The sequence below is a fragment of the Phyllobacterium sp. CCNWLW109 genome (assembly GCF_037203905.1).
In the GTDB taxonomy this organism is placed as follows: domain Bacteria; phylum Pseudomonadota; class Alphaproteobacteria; order Rhizobiales; family Rhizobiaceae; genus Phyllobacterium; species Phyllobacterium ifriqiyense.
In genome coordinates this window covers 620,838-640,907 of sequence record NZ_JBBCBK010000001.1, presented here as the reverse complement: position 1 = coordinate 640,907, position 20,070 = coordinate 620,838, and the positions used below count along the sequence as shown (strand labels likewise).

Genomic DNA, 20,070 nt, shown 5'->3' with positions numbered 1-20,070 from the left:
TAAGGAACGGAAAATTGAGCCGCAAAACCATCCTCCACATGCTGACACCTCTCCGGCAAATGAGCCCATTTGACGTCAATATGGCGCTCGACGCAGGTTATGACTCAGTGATGGCCTATACCGATGTTACTCTTGCTGATGTCGGAAATCTTGTTCAGGACGCTATCTTCTCCCGTCCTCCCGATGCCGGCGTCGCGACAGGCATATTTTTAGCCGGCAAAGATGCGCCGGTGGCGCTCGACATGCTCAACGCGGCAAGAAAAGCAATGGTTCCGCCCTTTGCCATCTCGGTGTTTGCCGATCCAGCTGGGTCCTTTACCACCGCAGCAGCTATGGTTGCCAAGGTTGAAAAAGCGCTGGCGAAATATCATGACCGCAAATTGAAAGACACAAGAATTGCGATCTTTGGTGCAACTGGCGTTGTCGGATACTGTACAGCCGTTATCGCGGCGGAACACGGTGCAAAGGTCACGATCGTTGGGCACGATGGAATGGAACGCGTGAAGACGCTCGCCGCCTCCATGAAAGCTAGGTTCAATGTCACAGTGGATCCAGTCGACGGTTCGACGGAGCCCCATAAGAAATCAATCCTGCAGGAGGCGCAAGTCGTCTTGGCGGCGGCAAAGGCTGGTGTGCAAGTCCTATCAATGACGCAGTTGAAGGCAGCAACTGCGCTTCTTGTGGCGGCAGATGTAAATGCTGTCCCTCCGGCAGGCATTGAAGGCCTGAAGGTCAACGCAAATGGCGAGCCACTCAATGCGACCAATGCCGTCGGCATTGGTGCACTCTCGATCGGCAACATCAAATACAAGACTCAAGCTGGTTTGTTCGAACAGATGATCAGGGCGAAGAAACCTGTCATCTATGATTTCCGGGATGCGTTCACCCTTGCTCGCGATCTTGCCAAATAGCGCGGTTCTGATTGCCGCTGTTTCGGGACGTGCTCTGGCTGCAGCAGCGCGGCGAGCGGGGCTGCGGCCTTTGGTGGCCGATCTCTTCAACGACAGCGATACTCTGGCTCTTGCCGAGCGGGCGATCAAGCTTTCTGGAAGCTTGCAGGATGGAATCGGGGAAGTGGCGCTTCTTGAAGCGTTGAAAGAACTGGCGGGCGACGAAATGCCGGTTGCACTCATCTACGGTTCCGGATTCGAGGCTAACCCGGGCGTGATCGAAGCGATATCGCGCAGATTTGCCGTTGCCGGAAACAGTGCGCAGACCATCCGAGCGGTAAAAGATCCGGTCAATCTGCAACGGTTATGCCGCCAAATCGGCATTCCGCATCCGGCAATTGCTTTTGAAGCTCCCAACGATCTAAAAAATTGGCTGGTAAAGCGCTCAGGCGCCGCAGGCGGCTCTCATGTCAGGCAGGCGTGCGACAGCTCCATCGGTCGGCAGCATTACTATCAGCGATTTATATCCGGCAGAAACCTTTCGGCATTGTTTCTGGCTGATCGCAAAAGAGCCAACATGATCGGGTTCAGCCGCCAATGGGTCTCTCCAACCAGTCAAACTCCCTTTCGGTATGGTGGGGCGGTCCGGCTCGGCCGTTACGACAGAAAAAAAGCGGCTCTGATTGAAACCTGGCTCAATGCCCTGGTTGAGATAACCGGTCTCGTTGGATTGTGCAGCGCCGACTTCATCGATGATCGGGATTTGCATCTCATTGAAATCAATCCGCGCCCGGGAGCAACGCTTGATATTTTCGACTGTGAAGAGACGCCGCTCCTTTTGGAGCATATGCGCGCGACGATTGGATCGGATATTCAGATTCCGTCCTATGCAGGTTCCAGTGCATCGGGGATCGCCTATGCCGACAAGGCGTTAGGATCGTTTCCCGATGTCAACTGGCCAGTTTTCACGGCCGATCATCAGATATCGGGGACAGCACTGCAGGCGGGCGATCCCATTTGTACAGTCTTTGCCACGGCTCCCTCCGCTTCTGCAGCGATGAAAGCCGTGAAGGACCGCATCAAACAGATTGCGGTTAACTGGAGGGAGGAATATCGATGAAAAATGGCCATGCCTATTTGAATCACAGCGCGCAACAGCTGACCATCAGGATGATTGAGGACGCTTCTAGGCTGGGTATTTTATATAGCCGCGGCAGTCTCGGCGAGCAGCTGATAGATGCGGGGGCGAACTGCCAAGGTGGCATTGAGGCCGGGTTGCGTATTATTGAAATCTGTTTGGGCGGGCTCGGCACGGTATCAACGGTGATGAACAATGACCCGTGGCCCTACGCCCTGACAGTGCGCTCGTCACAACCCGTCCTTGCATGCCTTGCAAGCCAGTATGCGGGGTGGAATCTCTCGCATGAAGAATATTTCGCCATGGGTTCTGGTCCGGCGCGTGCACTGGCGCGTGTCGAGCCACTATTCCGGGAAATCGATTATCGCGAACCCGATGCAAAAGCTTCGGTTGTCATCCTGGAGACGGCAAAACCCCCACCCCCTGCTGTTGTCGACAAGGTTTCCAAGGCAACGGGCATTGCCCCCGATGGGCTGACGTTCATCTATGCTCCAACGCAAAGCCTTACGGGGGCTGTGCAGATCGTTGGCCGTGTGCTCGAAGTTGCCATGCACAAAGCGCATGATCTGGGGTTTGCCTTGAATGATATTGTCGATGGTATTGGTACAGCCCCCATTCCCGCCCCGCATCCGGATTTTCTGACGGCCATGGGTAGGACGAATGATGCGATCATCTATGGCGGAACCGTGCAATTGTTCGTGAAAGGTGATGCGAACGCTGCCCGTCAACTGGCCGAACAGCTGCCCAGCCATACCTCGCACGATCACGGCGAGCCATTCGCCGATACATTCAAGAAGTTCAAAGGAGACTTTTATGCCATAGACCCGCGTCTTTTCAGTCCTGCCCGGGTCATTGTCACGGCGATTGAAACGGGCGATACCTTCCGTAACGGCAGCATCCACCAAAAAATGCTCGAGCGGTCACTGGGTTAGGGCAGAAGATCATGGCAGAAACGATACTCATTCTTTCCGACCGGATCGACCGGCAAGTCAGGGAACTCCGGACGGCACTGCGTAAGCGTGGCATAACCGTTTTGACCTATCCGCTTTCGGATATCGGCTTTGACAGCCGCTACCCCTCCGGCATTGCGATCCCTGGCATGAATGGCGTTCTGCCGGATGCTTCTATTGTGCGTTCGATTTCTTCAGGAACATTTGAAGCAATCACCCGCAGGCTTGGCGTTTTGCATGCGCTCGCTCATCTCGGCGTGCCCGTGTGGAATTCGGCAAAAGCCGTCGAGCGATGCGTCGACAAATCCACGACCACATTCTTTCTCACACAGGCTGGCTTGCCAACTCCCGAAACCTTTGCCGTGGAAAGCCTCGCCAATGCCAGGGCCGTGGCAGTGCGCGAGCTGACCAAGGGACCACTGGTGCTCAAACCGCTTTTCGGCTCGCAGGGGCGCGGAATCCGGCTTATTCAAAACATTGACGATCTGCCCGATCCGGAAGAAATTGACGATGTCTATTATCTGCAGCGTTTCGTGGCACGATCGGGTGCACCTTACTGCGATTACCGGGTTTTCACTTGTGCCGGCAAGGTGCTCGGCATGATGGAACGCCGCGCCGAAGGCTGGATAACCAATATCGCCAAGGGTGGGAAAGGACAGACTGTCGTCGGGCCATTGCGGGCGGAGTTGGAAAAGCTGGCTCTTGCCGCCTCTGCCGCCATCGGGACCGACTTTGCCGGAGTTGACATTATTCCGGCATCGGATGGCAGGCTTCTCATTCTCGAGGTGAACAGCATGCCCGCCTGGACCGGATTGCAGTCTGTCGTTCCTATACGGATCGCGGAAAGCATTGCGGATGCCCTTGTCTCCATGATTGCGCCAGGTTTATCCGAAAGACCTGCGGCGTGACTTTGACGAGGCAACAGGTCAGGCGAGCCTACATCTATGCGTGCTATCAGGAAATCGAGGCTCTGAAGCCAGGCAATGTGCATCGTTTTGCCGATGGCCACCGTATGACTGCCCAGCAATTCCTGGCCAGTGCACAAGTGTCTGCAGCCCCGATATCCAATCGCGCCCTTTCCGTTGGAAAGCGGATTCTGGATGCCGTCAAGGCGACGTCGCTCAAGGTCGGTACGAACACCAATCTTGGAATTCTTCTCCTTTGTGCGCCTTTGGCGAAAACTGCTGAAATGTCGGCAGGCGACCTTGAAACCGGGATAAAGGCGACCCTGCAAAGCCTGGGTACAGAGGACGCCCGCAATATATTTGCCGCCATTGTGCATGCGCGCCCGGGCGGGCTTGGTTCAGCGCCCGAGCACGATGTCAACGATGCGCCCGACGTATCACTGCTGGAAGCAATGGGAGCTGCTGCGGACCGCGACATGATCGCTCGGCAATATGTGACCGATTTTTCCGACATTCTTGATGGAGGGCTTCGGGCACATATGGCTGCAATGGACTGTGGTGAGCAGCACATGTGGCCGACCGTTTTTGTCTACCTTCATTTCCTTTCAAACTTTGTGGACAGTCACATCGTTCGCAAGCACAGTGTCGCAATCGCTGAACAGACGAGAAATGAAGCGCGGCAAATCCTGGATAAAGTACGGGGCATTCGAGATGGCAGGGAGCGTGAAAAACTGCTCCTTTCCTTTGATGCCAGGCTAAAGGCTGCAAACGTCAATCCTGGAACATCGGCAGACCTGACCGTGGCATGCCTTTTTGCATTCAAACTCAACTGGCTCTTGCATAATGGCCATGTTAATGCTTGAATTTAAGCAGCGGATTTCATCCGCTGCTATCTGGCCAACCGACCCCATCCAAGGGTGCTGTGAACAAGGATAGCTGTCCATCGAGAGTCGTGTCTCGAGTGTACGGCGTCTGTGGACATACCTTTTGGAAACGGTTTAGGGAGGAATTTGGCCGTGGCAAAAATCAATAAAGTTATGGTTGGCGAATCGCTGATTGGCGATGGGAATGAAGTTGCGCATATCGATCTGTTGATCGGGCCGCGTGGCAGCGCAGTTGAAACAGCATTCTGCAATGCTCTGACCAACAACAAGGACGGGTTTACGTCTCTTCTTGCGGTCATAGCGCCCAATATGGCCTGCAAACCGAACACGATCCTGTTCAACAAGGTGACCATTAAAGGAGCAAAGCAGGCTGTCCAGATGTTCGGTCCCGCACAGCATGCTGTGGCGAAGGCTGTTCAGGACAGTGTTGCCGATGGCACAATCCCGGCTGACGAAGCCGATGATGTCTTTATCTGCGTTGGCGTCTTCATTCACTGGGAAGCAGAGGATGATGCCAAAATCCAGGACTTTAACTATCGCGCGACCAAGGAAGCCATCGAAAGGGCGGTGACCGGCAAGCCTACAGCGGCGGAAGCAACTGCAGCCCGCGATTCAGTCAAGCATCCATTCAGCGCTTAGACACGAGACAACCCCGCACAGAGTTCGCCCTCTGTCGAAACCGATGGCCTGTTGCGCCGGTTGGCAAAACGTCTGGGTTTTTGAACTGAAGATTGGGGGGAAATGGCAATTTCTTCCCAATCCTTGTCTGACTATAATCACTGGAGGAGACTGGCAATCGCCTGCCGGTTCAATGTTCCATCGTGCAGTGATGTCGCTACGAGCGCGCCGGAAATGCCGATCTCCTCCAGGCGCTCGAGATCGTGGATATTTCGGATACCACCTGCAGCCATGACAATGCGCCCGTCGGCTCGTTGTTTGATTGCTTTTAGCCGGTCGAAATCCGGCCCGATACCGGCTCCAATGCGCCGAAGGGTCATAACGATAATGCGCTCGGGCCAGTCTAAATTGCTTTCAAGAATAGATGAAGGTCCGATAAACTCATCACCGCGAAAATCCAGCGACAGAACCAATTGTGCGTGGTTGCGCAAAGCTCGAAGCACGGATGCATCTTGCTGAGATTCAGACCCAAGAACGGGGCAGATACCCCTCTTGGCCAAAATTGTCTCAAACTGATGCAACTGCGAAAAACCGGCATCGAGCCATATTTTGTAGCTGTCGAGGAGAGGCTCAATCCTGGCCAAGACGGTCTCTGTTGAGTCACGGTGCAAAATTGCGTCGAGGTCGGCAATATAAAATGCTTCGAATGGATGGACTGTCCGCAAGCCGTTGGCGACATCCGGCAGCCGGGCCGTTTGACTCAAGGGTGTCTCAATCGGGCGATAGCATTCGCGCTCACCCATGCGAGCACGAACAACAAACCCATCTTTAATGTCGAGTACTGGAATGATATGCACGTTAAGAATCCAAGGAACAGTCTGTCCATGAAATCCCGATTTGCCAACGAAAGAAAGCCCCTGATCAATGGTTGGGATATTGGCGGTGCGCATCTCAAGATGGCGCGGTGCGAAAACGGCATGATCGTTTCGGCTGAAATTTTCAAAACACCTCTGTGGCTGGGATTGGATCAAACGCGCAATGCCCTGCGTGCAATCCAACCTGTACCGCAAAAAGATGTGTTCAACATCTTTACTATGACTGGTGAACTTTCCGATACGTTCGCTTCGCGGGATGCGGGCATCGCAGCCTTGCTTGATTTTATCGAAGAAGAGTTTGGTAGCAACAACACACTGATTTACGCTGGCCGCGCGAACTTCTGCTCAATCAGCGCCGCGCGCAAACTGGGCGGCGACATTGCTTCAGCCAACTGGCACGCCACATCCTCGCTCACCGCAAAGTTGGCCGGTAATGGCCTGTTTGTTGATATGGGCTCAACGACAACGGATATTCTGGCATTTAAAAATTCTGAACTGGCCAATATTGGCTATACGGATGCCGAGAGACTGCTCAGCGGCGAGCTGGTCTACACTGGATTTTCCCGTTCGGCACTCATCGGCATAGCAGCGCTGGTTCCCGTGCGCGGTGCCATGACACCCCTGATGAATGAATATTTCGCCAACACCGCCGACATTGGCCGCATTCTGGGCACTCTTGAAGAGACGGATGACAAATATCCGTCTGCCGATCGTCGACCGAAAACCCTGGCGGACTCCATGGAGCGCATAGCCAGAATGGTTGGACGGGATCGAAGCGATCTCGATGATCAAGAATGGATGGAGATTGCACGTTGGTTCAGCGAGCACCAGCTACGCATGATCCACGACGGTGCTTTTCGTGTTGCACAAATACTTGGACCTGATGGCTCCGCCCCCGTGGTGGGTGCAGGGATCGGCCGTCCGCAGGTCGCTGCATTGGCCAACCGATTAAACCGGCCCTATCTTGATTTTGGCACATTGATACCGGCGAGCGACAATGTCCGTGAAGCAGCCGCCAAGGCGGCGCCGGCCGCGGCAGTCGCCGTTCTCGGCTCAATTCATCTGCAATCGTGACCCTACCTTGCCATTAACTTGCCGGTTGCTGATCCGTGACTTTTTGCATGAGCCATGACCATGCCTCAAGCTCGTCCGGACCCGCGGTTTTTTCGATAGCGATTTTCAGATAGTCTATCTCTGCGGCAACCTTTTCGGGCGGTAGCATTTGCAGGCGGCTGACCAGAATGGCAAGCTCCAGAACCGCCGCCTTGGCACGGTTCAGCCCCGTATAGGGAGCATGTATCGCCTCTGATATAACCTTGCAGATATGCCGGGGCCGCAATTCATCATTTTCAACGGAAACCACTTCGAGGACAGAGTGGCTTAGGGCTGACTTAAGTCTGGGAACGGGACAATCATCTATCGGGACCGTCGGCCAATCCTTGCGGCCGGTAAGACAACCGGCGAAAATTCTCATGTCATCGGTGTAGTTGGCTATGGCAAAAGGCACGGCCGCCAGGTTTTCCAGGGTTTTTGAGGGTCGGAACGGTGCTATTATCCAGCCTTGACCATGCTGGATAATGCCCAGCGGCGCAATGTGGATAATGCCGTCGCCACTCATGGTTGTGACGATTGTTTCCCTGATATAGGTCAAGTCGTCTTGTCCTTTTTTCCACGAAGCGTATGTCCCGCTTCCGCCAGCCTGAGGCGATCTTTTGGTTTGACCGGTGTGCCGACACCCCATTCAAGTGGTTCGTCCTGACTATAGCGCTTGCCAAGTTTCCATGCGATCTCGGCCTTTGTTAATTCCGCTCCCAGATAAAACGCATGCGCGCCATCTGCCTCAACGCCCAGAGCGGGGAAAAACTCGAATGCATCCTGTTCCACGCTGTGCCCCTTGGAATTGAACACATGCACACCATCAGGCGCCGTCATGATCCGGAAATTGGCATCGCGCACATCAGCAGCCAGGGTGGCAATATCCTGTACACTGCTGGGATAGGGTTTGCGGTCATGCACCTGCAGCAGCCCGGCATCATAACCGCGAGGCAGGGAATGATCCTGTTTGGCCGCGAACATGATACGGCGGGCGCGATCATGCTCCTCGACGGTACGGACGGTATGCGGGCTGACATTGACCACCAGTACATTGCCGATCGAAAGCTCCGAACAGATTCCTGCAAGCAGAGCGGTGACACCGGATGAATCGGCATCGGTAAGTTCGGTAAGATTGCCTGTACCCATCATCATGGGAATGGTGGGCCAGCGGCGGCGCGCCTCCAAAAACCGCCCGATCGACTGGCTGAAACCGAAGTGAATTGGGTCGAGCACGGGATCAGCAATGAAGCTGATCTTTGCGGCTTGCGCAGCCGTGATTGCCCTGCCAAGAGAGTCAAGATCGCCAGCATCGGCGGGAACGAGAACCGGCGTAACGGGATATCTGGTTGCCAGTTGCAGGGTATGTTCGTTCAAGCTGAGAAGAAAATCAGCCCCGGCCGCCGCGCCCGTCTCCAATTCTTCAACATTGGCTGAATCAATACTGACGGACAGGCCTTTTTTCTTCAGGCTGCGCACGGCACCGGCAAGATGCGGAAAGGGTGTTTCAGGCAGGCAGCCCAGATCAATCACATCGGCACCGGCATCGGCCAACTGTATTGCCCGCCGCATAAGTTCATCCAGGGAAAGCGATGATGCATCGACTATTTCGGCAAATATCCGCATGTCGTGGCCGGATAAATCCACCGGTTTTCCTGCCCGCCCGAGAAAGGCCGGCAGATCGGCGACTTCATCGGGACCGCGCATGAACGCGATGCCGTAGTGCTGGCTCAAACTGTCAAGCTTGCCGCGATAGCGGCCCGGAAGAATAATGCGGTCGGCTTTGATCGGCATTTTCAGGCGCCGCACGATGATATCTTCGGTCATCAGGGCGGCAACCTTGACCCCTATATCTACGATCTCATAAGTGAAGGCAGACGTATCGATGCCCGCAAGAATGCGCTCCAGTCTTGCATGAGCCAGATGCCCGGTAACGAAAATCAGGTGTTCACTCATCACCACCAAGCTCGCTTTGACGGCGTTCGATCACCTCCACCAGCTCGGCCAGGGATTCCACAACCAGCGTCCGTTCGTAGTGCTTGAGTTTTCCCGTATTCTCAAGATCGATGGGTCTGGGATAGACCTTTACCATGCCGCCGGGGGCCATCGTTTCAAGTTCAGGCGCAGTATCACAGGCGAAAACGATACTGGGTATCCGGCATTTTCCCGCTTGCGCGTATACGTTGGTCGGCAGCGAATCCGATATCCCGGCCACGCACTTTGCCACAGTGTTCGAGGTTGCCGGGGCAATGACCGCCGTATGATACACACCCGAATAAAAGCCGCCGACGGGTACGGAACTTGCAGTCTTGTCGTGGAGAACGCGCGTCGTGGCGGGAAAGTCCAGTTCAAGTTTATACATGCGCAACACTTCATTGGCCGCCTTTGAGACAAAGACATCGCAATGTCTGAGGGTGCGGATCAGTTCGAAACTCTCGATGAAGAAATGTCCTGAGCCTGTCAGCGCCCAAGCCCAGCGCGGTGTATGCAGTCGGGTCATCGCAGGCTCATCGCTTCAATTTGTCTGTCCTGCAGGATTAAACTGCCCGGTATCTTCGTCAACGGCAAATCGAGCCAATTCATGATTTGCGGGCCCACAATATGAACGCGGATATCGCCGGTGAGCATGGCCGTCAACATGCCATCGACAATACCGGCCGCCGCAAGCTCCTCGAGCGTTGAAAAATGCTGATACTCATCCGTCTGCTTGATGAGAAGCATATCGTCAGCGCTCAAGAGGCCAGCCAGCCAGGCAGATAGACTATCCGAGGTGATATCCCATGAACAGGGAATATCGGCAGCGCCGATCGTCATCGTCGAGGGAAGCCACACCGGCGTGTGCCCCATATAGAGGAATGCCTCGATTTCGTGAACTGTGCGCGCCATACGCAGGCTGGGATGACGTTCCGCAATGGCAATACCAAATTGGTCCATGGCAAGGATCGCCATGGCATGGGCCGCCTGATCGGAGTAATCGAGCCGGCGCTGCGATATCCGCACCTGGTCGGCAAATGGTCCGCCACCCGGCACGATAACGACCGGAAATGCCGCATTTACGATGGCATCGATCCAATGCTGCATCTGCGTTTCGCCGGCCGTGCTCCCCCCAAGTTTCACGATGGCAGGTTTCATGGCAATTTGTGCCCGATCTGGACAGGAGCGCCCCTCGGCTTGACCAACGAGGCTTTTATTTCATTTTTGCGCTCGATTTCCACGCCGACGCCCCCGGCGCCCAGTTCAAGTTTTTCCGCACGCACCGTGACCTGGGTAACCCGCGGATTTTCAAGAATGAAGGAAGCGATCTGCTCTGCAAGCGTTTCCACCAATTCCACATGTCCACGGCCCACAATAGCGCGAATCCCGTCCATGATCAGGTCGTAGGATACAACATGACGCATATCTTCGGGGTTTCGGGTTACACGCAAAACATCAGCCGTGACATCAAAACTGACATTTTGGGATTTCCCGTGCTCGAAGCTGTATGCCCCGATCTGCACAGGCAGGACAAAGGCACGAACGAATATCTTGTCGGTGCCAAGTCCAGCCTGTGCGGGATCGGGATAATATCCCCGGGCAGCCAGCAGCTTGTAGTCGACCCTGGCCGGCGGCCCGTTCTCCTGCACGGCGGGAATGAGGCCGCGTATTTTTATTGCGGCACGAAGATCGATGGCCGCAGTGCGGTCACGCCCCGAACACAGCGCGCCGCGAAAACCGAGATAGTCCGGACTATAAGCCAGAAGCCTGGGAACGTCCGGAGCTTCGAGCGATCCCGCCACTCCGACCATCAATCCGCGCGCCTGGCCTTCCGTGATAAAATTGCCGATCTGGTCGGGCGCCATATGAGCGAGCAAACGTCCCTTGGACTTGTCTGCGGTATCAATCATTACACCGTGGAAGCCATTTGCCTTTAGCCGGTCAAACAGGTCACTGCCATATTTGTCCTTGTAGTCGGCAAACAATACGCCGATCAATTTATTGTGTGTAGCAAGAGATCTCAGTGCCTCCATGCAACTACTCAAATTCGGAGACGGAAAAAAGCCGATCTTGATATAGTCGGCACCCGTGGCAGCAAAACGCTCGGCCGTCGCCCTGATGATTTCAGGGTCCATCGGAAGGTCGCCGCAGGCGGCGCTCACTGCGCACCTCCCATCAACAAAATCAATAACTTCCAATACTTTGGCGGGATCAACGGCACCAAGCGCCCCCTTTGCCGGATTCTTCAGGTCGATGATATCCGCCCCGCTCTGGAAGACGAGTTCGGCTTCCTCGCGGTTCTGAACACTGGCCAACATTCTTGCCATCACAGCACACCCCGGGCACGACGAAATCCGTCTGTTTTGAAAGAAAAGCTGACATCAAGGGTTGAGATTATAGCGGGGTTGTTTACAACCATTTTTGGGCACCTCTGTTCTTGATCAACCGCCATCACATGAATGGCGGCATGTATGAATGGTATGGTTATGAAGAGTACGGTGCCAATCACTCTCACGTTTTTATTCGGCTTTTTTTTGCAGTTCGTCAACGTCTGTGAGCCATACGCTCAAAGTTCCTTGACAAACAAGGCAGCAAAGCCCGTCATGGAAACCCGGATTGGCTATCTGCGCGCTTATGAGCCGCAACTGGCGCTTTCGGTCCTGAATGTTCCACCCCATGACGAAGGGGTTGCCGGTGCGAATGTCGCTGTCAACGACAACAACACGACGGGGAAATTTCTTGGCCAAAGCTTTGTGCTGGACGTCTTGGAAACAAAGTTCGATGCCGATGTGGTCCCCGCATTCAGGCAGATGGTGAGCCGGGGTGACCGTTTCATCCTGACCGACATTTCCGCAAAGCAACTATTGTCCGTTGCGGACATTGCAAAAGAAGCGGGTGTCGTCCTGTTCAATGTTGGCGCAACGGACGATATCCTGCGCGAGGAGGAATGCCGCGCCGATATTTTTCACACAGCGCCCACACGGACAATGTTGGCCGATGGACTGGCGCAATATCTGGTGTGGAAACAATGGCGCAAATGGGTTCTGCTTTATGGCTCCCATGAACGGGACGGGCTTTATGCGCAAGCAGTACGACGGGCAGCCACACGATTTGGCGCAACCATCGTTGAAGAGCGCATATACGAAGATAAGGGGACTGCCCGCAGAACCGACAGTGGTATCGTGCAGGTGCAAAAGCAGATGCCGGTCTTCACCCAGAACCTACCGGAGCATGATGTTGTCATCGTCGCAGACGAAAGCGAAGTTTTCGGCAGCTATGTTCCCTATCGCACATGGACACCCCGACCCGTCGCCGGAACGGCCGGTCTGATCGCGTCCAGCTGGCATCCGGCCAGCGAACAATGGGGCGGAACCCAGATCCAGAACCGCTTCAACAAAACGATCGGCCGCCGGATGCTTTCCAAAGACATGCAGGCCTGGACCGCTGTACGCATTCTTGGCGAGGCAACAACGCGCGTCAAATCCAACGACCCAAAACAGGTTGAGGATTACCTTAAATCGCAGGATTTTTCGATTGCAGCCTTCAAGGGACAAAAGCTCAGCTTCCGCGACTGGAACTGGCAGCTGAGGCAGCCAATCCTGATTGGCGACGCTGACGGAGTTGTCTCGACATCGCCCCAGGAAGGGTTTCTGCATCAGTTTTCGGAACTCGACACGCTGGGAGTGGATCGGCCAGAGACAAAGTGCCGGCTTTGATCACAACGCAATTTCAAGGGGAGGACAAAATGCACCGACACATGTGCCTGCTTGCTGCGGCCGCAGCAGCAATGCCGTTTCTTATACAGCCCGCCTGGGCAAACATGGTCTACGTGTCTAACGAAAAGGACAATACGGTCACCGTCGTTGACTCCAAAACCATGGAGGTGGTCAAGACGATCAATGTCGGACAAAGGCCGCGCGGCATTACAATATCTCACGACGGAAAACTCATTTACGTGTGTGCCAGCGACGACGATACAGTCGAGATCATAGATGCTGCCACCAACGAGATTGTTGGTTCGTTGCCGTCAGGGCCGGATCCTGAACTTTTCGTCCTGTCACCAGATGGCAAGACGCTTTACGTTGCCAATGAGGATGACAATCTGGTGACCGCGATCGACATTGAAGGAAAAACCGTTATCGCCGAGATCCCGGTGGGGGTAGAACCTGAAGGAATGGGGGTCAGTCCCGACGGAAAAACCATTGTCAACACCTCTGAAACCACCAACATGGCTCATTTCATCGATACCTCGACGCATGAAATCACCGATAATGTCCTGGTGGATTCCCGCCCGCGCTTTGCCGAATTCAAACCGGACGGATCTGAGGTCTGGGTCTCGGCGGAAATCGGCGGCACCGTCTCGGTGATCGATAACAACACGCGTGAAGTCAAACACAAGATCACCTTTGAAGTGCAGGGCCTGCGCTCCGAGCAAATCCAGCCCGTAGGCATACGCATCGCCGCGGATGGCAAAAAAGCCTATGTGGCACTGGGCCCTGCCAATCGTGTTGCCGTGATCAACACGCAAACCTACGAGGTGGAAAAATATATACTGGTGGGCCAGCGTGTATGGCAGCTCGCCTTCCTGCCTGATGGCAAAACGATCATCAGCACAAATGGCCTATCGAATGACATTACCTTCATCGACACTGCGACCGACGAACCGATCAAATCCGTCACGGTCGGACAATTGCCGTGGGGCGTTGCCGTATCGCCGAACTGACATGAGCTTTCAAGGGAGGATAGACAAATGACCAACTACAAGACACTGGCATTGGCGGCACTTTTTGGTGTTCTGATCGCTCAATCGCCGGCATTCGCACAGGCCGATGACGATGATGACGATGACGCACAGGCTGCCCCGAAGACGGAGACGCAGGCCAAGGCGCCGGCCGTGACCCGCGCCAGCAAAAACGTGCCGGAGCTCATCCTTGGCTCAAAAGATGATGAGTTTACCGTAAACCAGAAGGATTTCGAGCTGGTGGCAGGACAGGGATACCGTTGGAAGATCACGTCCGCGGCAGGGTTGGAATATAAGTTTGCAACCGATCTGTTCAGGAATGTCTGGATGAACCAGATCGTCATCAATGATCTTGAAGTCCATATGAACGGCGCCCCGGCCTGGCTGGAATTTGATGCGCCCGGCACCATCAATGTCCAGTTTACCGCCGTGCGTCCGGGCAAGTATACATGGTCGGTGCCCGACCTTGCTGACAAAGGCATGAAGGGTACAATAACTATCAAATAGCAGCCGTGACAGGCAATTGCACACGACCAGGGGGAATTTTGATGGTTACGAATGCCGGACTGAAACACACTCCCGGCACACCCTTGCCTGAAACCGATGTCCCGGCGCTCGAGCTGGTTTCGGTGAGTTATTCCTATGGTAAACGCCAGGCGCTTGACGATGTCACGTTTTCGATAGCGCCTGGTACTTTTGCCGTGCTTTTGGGATTGAACGGCGCCGGCAAGACCACACTTTTCTCCCTTATCAGCCACCTTTACGCAACGCGTCATGGTCACATCCACGTGTTCGGCCACGATATAGACCGCAGACCCGGCAATGCATTACGGCGCTTGGGTATTGTGTTTCAGGCGCGCACGCTTGATCTTGATCTTTCCATATACCAGAACCTGTCGTACCACGCTTCGCTTCATGGGATAGGAAAGCGGGATGCAGACCGGCGCATCCACGAGTTCATGCAGTCCATCGATATGAGCGACAGGCTGCATGAAAAGACCCGCAGTCTTTCGGGTGGGCAGATAAGGCGAGTGGAAATCATTCGTGCATTGATCCACCGACCTTCCCTGCTTCTCCTCGATGAAGCAACAGTGGGCCTGGATATCAAATCCCGCGCAACGATCCTTGCCGACATTCGCAAGCTCGTCCAGGAAAAGAACATAAGCGTGCTGTGGGCTACGCATCTCATCGATGAGGTTGCCTACGCCGATCAGATCATCGTGCTCAACCAGGGCAGGCTCGTCGCGAACGGACCAGTGGGCGAAGTGGTAAAGGATGCGGGAGCGCAGACGATCAATGAGGCCTTTTCCCGGCTGACAGGCGTTCTGGCGCTCGATACGGGGAGGCAATTATGAGTCAGGCCACAGCAGGCAATGTTCCGCACAATCGTTTTGGCACCGTGCAATATCTAACATGCCTGAAAGGCATTCTTGTCCGCGAGGGCTTGCGCTATCTCAATCAGCGCGAGCGATTTGTTTCCTCTCTGGTGCGGCCCTTGTTGTGGTTGTTCATATTTGCGGCCGGGTTTCGTCAAGTGCTGGGTGTCTCAATCATCCCACCCTATCAGACCTACGTACTTTATGAGGTTTATATCACACCGGGATTATGCGGGATGATCCTGTTGTTCAGCGGAATGCAGTCATCGCTGTCCATGGTTTATGACCGTGAAATGGGCAATATGCGTACCCTGCTCGTCAGCCCGTTTCCGCGCTGGTTCCTTCTGGTTTCCAAATTGCTTGCTGGCGTCGCGGTTTCAATCATCCAGGTTTACGCTTTCCTTTTTGTGGCCTGGCTGTGGGATGTGAAAGCGCCGGTACAGGGTTACTTTCTGATCTTGCCTGCCTTGTTCCTCTCGGGAATGATGCTGGGTGCTCTCGGCATGCTGCTTTCCTCCCTGGTCAAGCAGTTGGAAAACTTTGCGGGTATCATGAATTTCGTGATCTTCCCGATGTATTTCGCTTCATCCGCACTTTACCCGCTCTGGCGCGTACAGGAATCGAGCCCCCTTCTTTACAAGATATGCCTGCTTAACCCTTTCTCCTACGCTGTAGAATTAATCCGCTTTGCATTTTACGGGCAGATCGAATGGCTGTCTCTGGCTGTCGTTTGCTGTTTTATAGTTCTCTTCATCGCTGGAGCAATTATTGCCTACGACCCCTCAAGAGGCATTGTTGTCAAAAAACAAGAAGGAGGCAACACATGACCCGGACTGCCTTGGGAGCCATGATCGTCCTGTGCGCCAGTGCGGCGTCCATATTTCCAGCTTTTGCTGCAGCCAATAACGATCCAAGCTGGCCCTGCATTCAACGCAAGGTTCCTGCTCTTTCGATTGGTCAGGTCTGGGATGGTCCGGATATCCCCGAAGCGGCGGCAAAATGGAATACAGATTCGCAAATCCAGGAACTGGTCAGCGAGCTTGCAGCACGGCGTTTACCGCTCGAGGATGCGCAGAAACGGATCACTGAACTTGCCGACAGTCTCCCGCAGGAGGAGGTCAACAGCAAGATGTTTCTGCTGTTCCAGGGATTGTTCGATACGCTTAACGGTGAGCGCGTCCAAGTTATGGCGGGGATTTCCCGTTATGCGGCAAAGCAGAGGGATATGGCGGTTGATCTGCGCCGGGAAGCCTCCAAGGTTGATGCGCTGCGCGCCAAGCCCGGTACGGACCCAGAAGAACTTGATCGACTCGATCAACGATTGACATGGGAAACACGCATCTATGACGAGCGGGTGCATTCGCTGACTTATGTCTGCGAAGTGCCCATCATCATCGAACAGCGTCTTTATGGACTATCGAAGACGATTACCCGAGCCCTGATCAGACCATAGGCTCACTCATACGCCCTATTCGGCGATAGGCAAATGTGCCGTCAGATGATTTCTTACCGGTGGCCTGGTCGATCAACGCTCCCATCCGATCATGGAACGGCGACTTGATGCATGCGGGATCGCTCGCAGCAGCATCACCGGCAATGGCCATAGCTTGGCAGCGGCACCCTCCCCAATCGATCTCCTTGCGCTCACAGCTTCTGCAGGGTTCCTGCATCCAGTCTGTACCGCGAAACGCTTTGAACGCTGCAGAATCGTGCCATATCTCACTCAATGGCCTGTCTCCAAAGCGCTCGAACTGCAAGGTCTTGATTGTAGCGGCAGCATGGCATGGCAAGACGGTTCCATCCGGAGCAACCATGAAAGCATCCCGTGCCCAGCCGCCCATGCAGGGTTTGGGGTAGATGGCGAAGTAATCGGGTGTGACAAAATCAATGGTCATTATGCCACGCAACCGCTCTTGTGCTTCTTCAACGATCAGCACCTGGCGCTCTACCGCAGCCCGCTGCGGCATGAGAGCATCGCGATTAAGGAGCGCCCAGCCTGCATATTGCACATTGGCGATCTCCAGCCGTTCGGCTCCAAGATCAAGCGCAAGATCAATAAAATCCGGCACCTCGTTCATGTTATGACGGTGGATGGGGGCGTTTATTGTCAACGGCAACCCTGTTGCCCTTACGCGCCGGGCAGTTTCAATTTTCTTCTCGTGAGCCCCGCGAGCGTTTCCGATTTTCTCCGTCGTGGTGGCAAACGCGCCCTGAAAGCTGAGCTGTATATGATCGAGCCCGGCTTCGGCCAGCGCCTCAATGCGCCCTTCGGAGATTCCAACACCGGCGGTAATGAGGTTGGTGTATACACCCCGCCGGGCAAGGCAACGGACAAGTTCCACAAGATCGGTCCGCAATGTCGGCTCCCCGCCCGAAAGGTGCACCTGCAGCACACCGAGATCCGCGGCCTGCTCGAAGAGTGAAATCCAGCCGCCGGTATCCATTTCGCGGTTAGCCTTGAGAAGCTCAACAGGATTGGAGCAATATGCACATTGCAACGGACACCGATGGGTAAGCTCTGCCAGCATACCTATGGGGGGAAGTACAGGTTCCATTACAACTCCACCAAAAATTTGTCGGACCATTCCTGCAGGAAGCCCGTTACATCCAAAGTGATCTCTGTTTCATCCGCTCCGTATTGGTCTGCAAGGATGGCAATCATTTGCGTAACCTCATTGCGCCCGTTGCAAAGCCGCAAAATGTCAAGGCTGACTTCGTTGGGCCAGAATATCCGTTCTGGTGACAGCAAAGCCCATGCACCGCGCACCTTATCGTACTGCAGCCTCGCATGCTTTTTCAGGGCTGGACGCGACTTCGGTGATACGATCGCACGGATGCGGGCCTCACTCATGATACCTCCGGAACGAAAGCGCCGGGGGGAATATTGCCCTTTTGTCCGTAGGCATGGGACAGGGCATCAAGCATGGCCCATAATACATCACACTTGAATACAAGAGCATTGATCACTGCCTGCTGCTTTTCGGGAGTATTGGCATGCTCCATCACGTAAGCCAGCGCGAAATCCGAATCGCGGGAGGCGAGCGCCGGACGCTTGTCGAAATAGGCCAGGATGTCCTTTGTTATATAGTCATACTTTGCCAGCATTGCGGGCACGCGTTCGGTTATGATGACGGGTGAAAACAATTCGGTGAGCGATGAGGCGACCGCCTCCAGCATCGTTTTGTTGCTGCAGTAGGAAAGATATGCGCCAACGGCAAATCGTGTAGCCGGCAAAACTTTCCTCTCACTCTTGACCATGTCTGCATCCAGGCCCAGTCCCGTTGCCAGCTTGAGCCAGCGCGCAATTCCGCCATTCCAACCGTCATCACCGTCATGATCTTCGATACGCTTGCGCCATTGCGCCCGGAATTCCGGGTCTTCGGAGCGCATGAGGATTGCTGCATCCTTGCGCGGAATAACCGACTGATAGGAGTAACGGTTGAGCGCCCACGCCTGCATCTGCCCCTTGGTGAGGGCCCCGCCTGTCATCTGATGGTGAAACGGGTGCTTGTTGTGATAACGGGCAGCGCCAACCTCCCGGAGAACGGCTTCCAGTTCGCGGGGTGACAAGCCATTGCGTGCCGCATCATCAAATTCGCTCACAGCTGGATCTCCATACCGTCGAATGCAACCTTCCAACCGGCCCGCACCACAGCGGCATGTTCGGGCGAAGTGGCATCCAGAATCGGGTTTGTATTGTTGATGTGCACATATATCCGCTTCCTGATCCCAAGCGCACCGATCGCAGCCATGGAACCATCGTCTCCAGCGATGTGGATATGCCCCATACGTGCTCCGGTTTTTACACCGACACCTGCACGGATCATCTCGTCATCCGTAAAGACCGTTCCATCGAACAACAGACATTGCGCATTGGTCAGCCTCGCTTTCAGACACTCTTCTATGCGGGCACAGCCGGGAATGTAAAACGCCGCAGCGCCGTCGGGCGATGAGATCTTCAGACCGACCGCGTCGCCGTCCTGTGTGCCGAAATTATTGTCGCCCAATGCCGGATCTTCAAGAAACAATGCTACTTTCCCGGGCACCGGAAAGGTCTCGACAGTGATTCCCGTCGTCATTGCATCAGTGCCGACAATCGTTGTTTGCCTGTTCAGCACAAGCTCCCGCCGCTCCACTATCGACCGGTCAAGAACTTTGAAAATCGAATTACTGTCGAGAACATCAAGAACGCGGCGCGAAGCATAAAGCACAAACGGCTCACGCTCGCGCATGCTCAGCAGCCCGGCAATATGATCGACATCAGCATTTGTCAGTACGACAGCCCTGATGGGTGTCGAGCGCAGCGGGCCGTCAGGCTTGGGTTGCAGTTCCGGCGTTGCAGCAATTTGCTGGCGAATATCCGGAGAAGCATTGAACAATATCCAATCATTTCCGTTCGCACTTGCGGCAAGACTCGATTGGGTCCGAGCGCGAACATTGGCTTGGCCATTCCATGCAGCACGGCTCAATCGGTAATTGCAATTCCATTGGGGAAAACCGCCACCTGCTGCGGAACCAATGATCTTTAATCGCATCAGGCTGTATTTCCTCATTGCCAGAATTCATCCGGCCTTGCATTCAATCAGAAGTCGTCGCCCCGCGCGAGCATCTTGCGCGGGGCGGCCGG

At 54.7% G+C, this 20,070-nt stretch carries 23 protein-coding genes; 13 read left to right on the top strand and 10 right to left on the bottom strand.

Annotated features, from left to right (window positions below; all coding sequences use genetic code 11):
* Positions 1-14: 14 nt before the first annotated feature.
* The 6 genes from V9K92_RS03205 (at position 15) to fae (ending at position 5,406) form a co-directional block, all read left to right on the top strand.
* Positions 15-911 (top strand): NAD(P)-dependent methylenetetrahydromethanopterin dehydrogenase, encoded by an 897-nt coding sequence (locus V9K92_RS03205; protein ID WP_336441658.1) that lies wholly within the window; start codon positions 15-17, stop codon positions 909-911.
* Positions 877-2,010 (top strand): ATP-grasp domain-containing protein, encoded by a 1,134-nt coding sequence (locus V9K92_RS03200; RefSeq protein ID WP_336441657.1) that lies wholly within the window; start codon positions 877-879, stop codon positions 2,008-2,010. The genes V9K92_RS03205 and V9K92_RS03200 overlap by 35 nt, the downstream gene beginning before the upstream one ends.
* On the top strand, positions 2,007-2,960 hold the full coding sequence (mch, locus tag V9K92_RS03195; protein WP_337353249.1) for a methenyltetrahydromethanopterin cyclohydrolase: 954 nt from the start codon (positions 2,007-2,009) through the stop codon (positions 2,958-2,960). Before V9K92_RS03200 ends, mch begins: the two co-directional genes overlap by 4 nt.
* Before the next feature lie 11 nt (positions 2,961-2,971).
* Positions 2,972-3,886, top strand: coding sequence for an ATP-grasp domain-containing protein (locus V9K92_RS03190; protein ID WP_336441655.1), 915 nt, complete (start codon positions 2,972-2,974; stop codon positions 3,884-3,886).
* Positions 3,883-4,746: a triphosphoribosyl-dephospho-CoA synthase gene (locus tag V9K92_RS03185; RefSeq protein ID WP_336441654.1), complete on the top strand. Its 864-nt coding sequence runs from the start codon at positions 3,883-3,885 to the stop codon at positions 4,744-4,746. The genes V9K92_RS03190 and V9K92_RS03185 overlap by 4 nt, the downstream gene beginning before the upstream one ends.
* Before the next feature lie 153 nt (positions 4,747-4,899).
* Positions 4,900-5,406, top strand: coding sequence for a formaldehyde-activating enzyme (gene fae, locus V9K92_RS03180; RefSeq protein WP_115054086.1), 507 nt, complete (start codon positions 4,900-4,902; stop codon positions 5,404-5,406).
* A 137-nt stretch (positions 5,407-5,543) separates the two neighbouring features.
* On the opposite strand, the gene V9K92_RS03175 is transcribed toward fae, so the two are convergent.
* A complete protein-coding gene (locus V9K92_RS03175; protein ID WP_336441653.1) occupies positions 5,544-6,242 on the bottom strand; it encodes a HisA/HisF-related TIM barrel protein in 699 nt (232 codons plus the stop codon).
* A 27-nt stretch (positions 6,243-6,269) separates the two neighbouring features.
* Between V9K92_RS03175 and V9K92_RS03170 the strand changes: the two genes are divergently transcribed.
* Positions 6,270-7,334 carry a hydantoinase/oxoprolinase family protein gene (locus tag V9K92_RS03170; protein ID WP_336441652.1) on the top strand — a complete coding sequence of 355 codons (1,065 nt, stop codon included), beginning with the start codon at positions 6,270-6,272 and terminating at the stop codon, positions 7,332-7,334.
* 13 nt (positions 7,335-7,347) lie between these two features.
* On the opposite strand, the gene V9K92_RS03165 is transcribed toward V9K92_RS03170, so the two are convergent.
* The 5 genes from V9K92_RS03165 to V9K92_RS03145 are packed head-to-tail and all read right to left on the bottom strand — an operon-like array spanning position 7,348 to position 11,653.
* Positions 7,348-7,911 (bottom strand): DUF447 domain-containing protein, encoded by a 564-nt coding sequence (locus V9K92_RS03165; RefSeq protein ID WP_336441651.1) that lies wholly within the window; start codon positions 7,909-7,911, stop codon positions 7,348-7,350.
* Positions 7,908-9,308, bottom strand: coding sequence for a DUF6513 domain-containing protein (locus V9K92_RS03160; protein ID WP_337353248.1), 1,401 nt, complete (start codon positions 9,306-9,308; stop codon positions 7,908-7,910). The genes V9K92_RS03165 and V9K92_RS03160 overlap by 4 nt, the downstream gene beginning before the upstream one ends.
* The gene (locus V9K92_RS03155) at positions 9,301-9,852 is read right to left on the bottom strand and encodes a flavoprotein (RefSeq protein WP_336441649.1); all 552 of its coding nucleotides are present in this window, start codon (positions 9,850-9,852) and stop codon (positions 9,301-9,303) included. The genes V9K92_RS03160 and V9K92_RS03155 overlap by 8 nt, the downstream gene beginning before the upstream one ends.
* Positions 9,849-10,484, bottom strand: a complete 636-nt coding sequence (locus V9K92_RS03150; RefSeq protein ID WP_337353247.1) for an amino acid kinase family protein — start codon at positions 10,482-10,484, stop codon at positions 9,849-9,851. Before V9K92_RS03150 ends, V9K92_RS03155 begins: the two co-directional genes overlap by 4 nt.
* Positions 10,481-11,653: a (5-formylfuran-3-yl)methyl phosphate synthase gene (locus tag V9K92_RS03145; RefSeq protein ID WP_337353246.1), complete on the bottom strand. Its 1,173-nt coding sequence runs from the start codon at positions 11,651-11,653 to the stop codon at positions 10,481-10,483. Before V9K92_RS03145 ends, V9K92_RS03150 begins: the two co-directional genes overlap by 4 nt.
* A gap of 159 nt (positions 11,654-11,812) precedes the next feature.
* Between V9K92_RS03145 and V9K92_RS03140 the strand changes: the two genes are divergently transcribed.
* Genes V9K92_RS03140 through V9K92_RS03115 form a run of 6 tightly spaced genes read left to right on the top strand, consistent with a single transcriptional unit; the run spans position 11,813 to position 16,896 of the window.
* Positions 11,813-13,042, top strand: a complete 1,230-nt coding sequence (locus V9K92_RS03140) for an ABC transporter substrate-binding protein (RefSeq protein WP_442958588.1) — start codon at positions 11,813-11,815, stop codon at positions 13,040-13,042.
* 29 nt (positions 13,043-13,071) lie between these two features.
* Positions 13,072-14,049, top strand: coding sequence for a YVTN family beta-propeller repeat protein (locus V9K92_RS03135; RefSeq protein WP_442958583.1), 978 nt, complete (start codon positions 13,072-13,074; stop codon positions 14,047-14,049).
* 27 nt (positions 14,050-14,076) lie between these two features.
* On the top strand, positions 14,077-14,574 hold the full coding sequence (locus tag V9K92_RS03130; RefSeq protein WP_115053901.1) for a hypothetical protein: 498 nt from the start codon (positions 14,077-14,079) through the stop codon (positions 14,572-14,574).
* Between the two features lie 41 nt (positions 14,575-14,615).
* The gene (locus tag V9K92_RS03125; RefSeq protein WP_336441646.1) at positions 14,616-15,422 is read left to right on the top strand and encodes an ABC transporter ATP-binding protein; all 807 of its coding nucleotides are present in this window, start codon (positions 14,616-14,618) and stop codon (positions 15,420-15,422) included.
* Positions 15,419-16,270, top strand: coding sequence for an ABC transporter permease (locus V9K92_RS03120; RefSeq protein WP_336441645.1), 852 nt, complete (start codon positions 15,419-15,421; stop codon positions 16,268-16,270). Before V9K92_RS03125 ends, V9K92_RS03120 begins: the two co-directional genes overlap by 4 nt.
* Positions 16,267-16,896 carry a hypothetical protein gene (locus tag V9K92_RS03115; protein ID WP_336441644.1) on the top strand — a complete coding sequence of 210 codons (630 nt, stop codon included), beginning with the start codon at positions 16,267-16,269 and terminating at the stop codon, positions 16,894-16,896. Before V9K92_RS03120 ends, V9K92_RS03115 begins: the two co-directional genes overlap by 4 nt.
* On the opposite strand, the gene pqqE is transcribed toward V9K92_RS03115, so the two are convergent.
* From pqqE to pqqB, 4 genes are read right to left on the bottom strand one after another with little or no spacing between them, the layout of a single operon-like run.
* Positions 16,886-17,998, bottom strand: a complete 1,113-nt coding sequence (gene pqqE, locus V9K92_RS03110; protein WP_336441643.1) for a pyrroloquinoline quinone biosynthesis protein PqqE — start codon at positions 17,996-17,998, stop codon at positions 16,886-16,888. The genes V9K92_RS03115 and pqqE overlap by 11 nt on opposite strands.
* Positions 17,998-18,294 carry a pyrroloquinoline quinone biosynthesis peptide chaperone PqqD gene (gene pqqD / locus V9K92_RS03105; protein WP_336441642.1) on the bottom strand — a complete coding sequence of 99 codons (297 nt, stop codon included), beginning with the start codon at positions 18,292-18,294 and terminating at the stop codon, positions 17,998-18,000. The genes pqqE and pqqD overlap by 1 nt, the downstream gene beginning before the upstream one ends.
* Positions 18,291-19,046 (bottom strand): pyrroloquinoline-quinone synthase PqqC, encoded by a 756-nt coding sequence (gene pqqC / locus V9K92_RS03100; RefSeq protein WP_337353245.1) that lies wholly within the window; start codon positions 19,044-19,046, stop codon positions 18,291-18,293. Before pqqC ends, pqqD begins: the two co-directional genes overlap by 4 nt.
* The gene (gene pqqB, locus V9K92_RS03095; protein ID WP_336441640.1) at positions 19,043-19,978 is read right to left on the bottom strand and encodes a pyrroloquinoline quinone biosynthesis protein PqqB; all 936 of its coding nucleotides are present in this window, start codon (positions 19,976-19,978) and stop codon (positions 19,043-19,045) included. The genes pqqC and pqqB overlap by 4 nt, the downstream gene beginning before the upstream one ends.
* Positions 19,979-20,070: the final 92 nt, after the last annotated feature.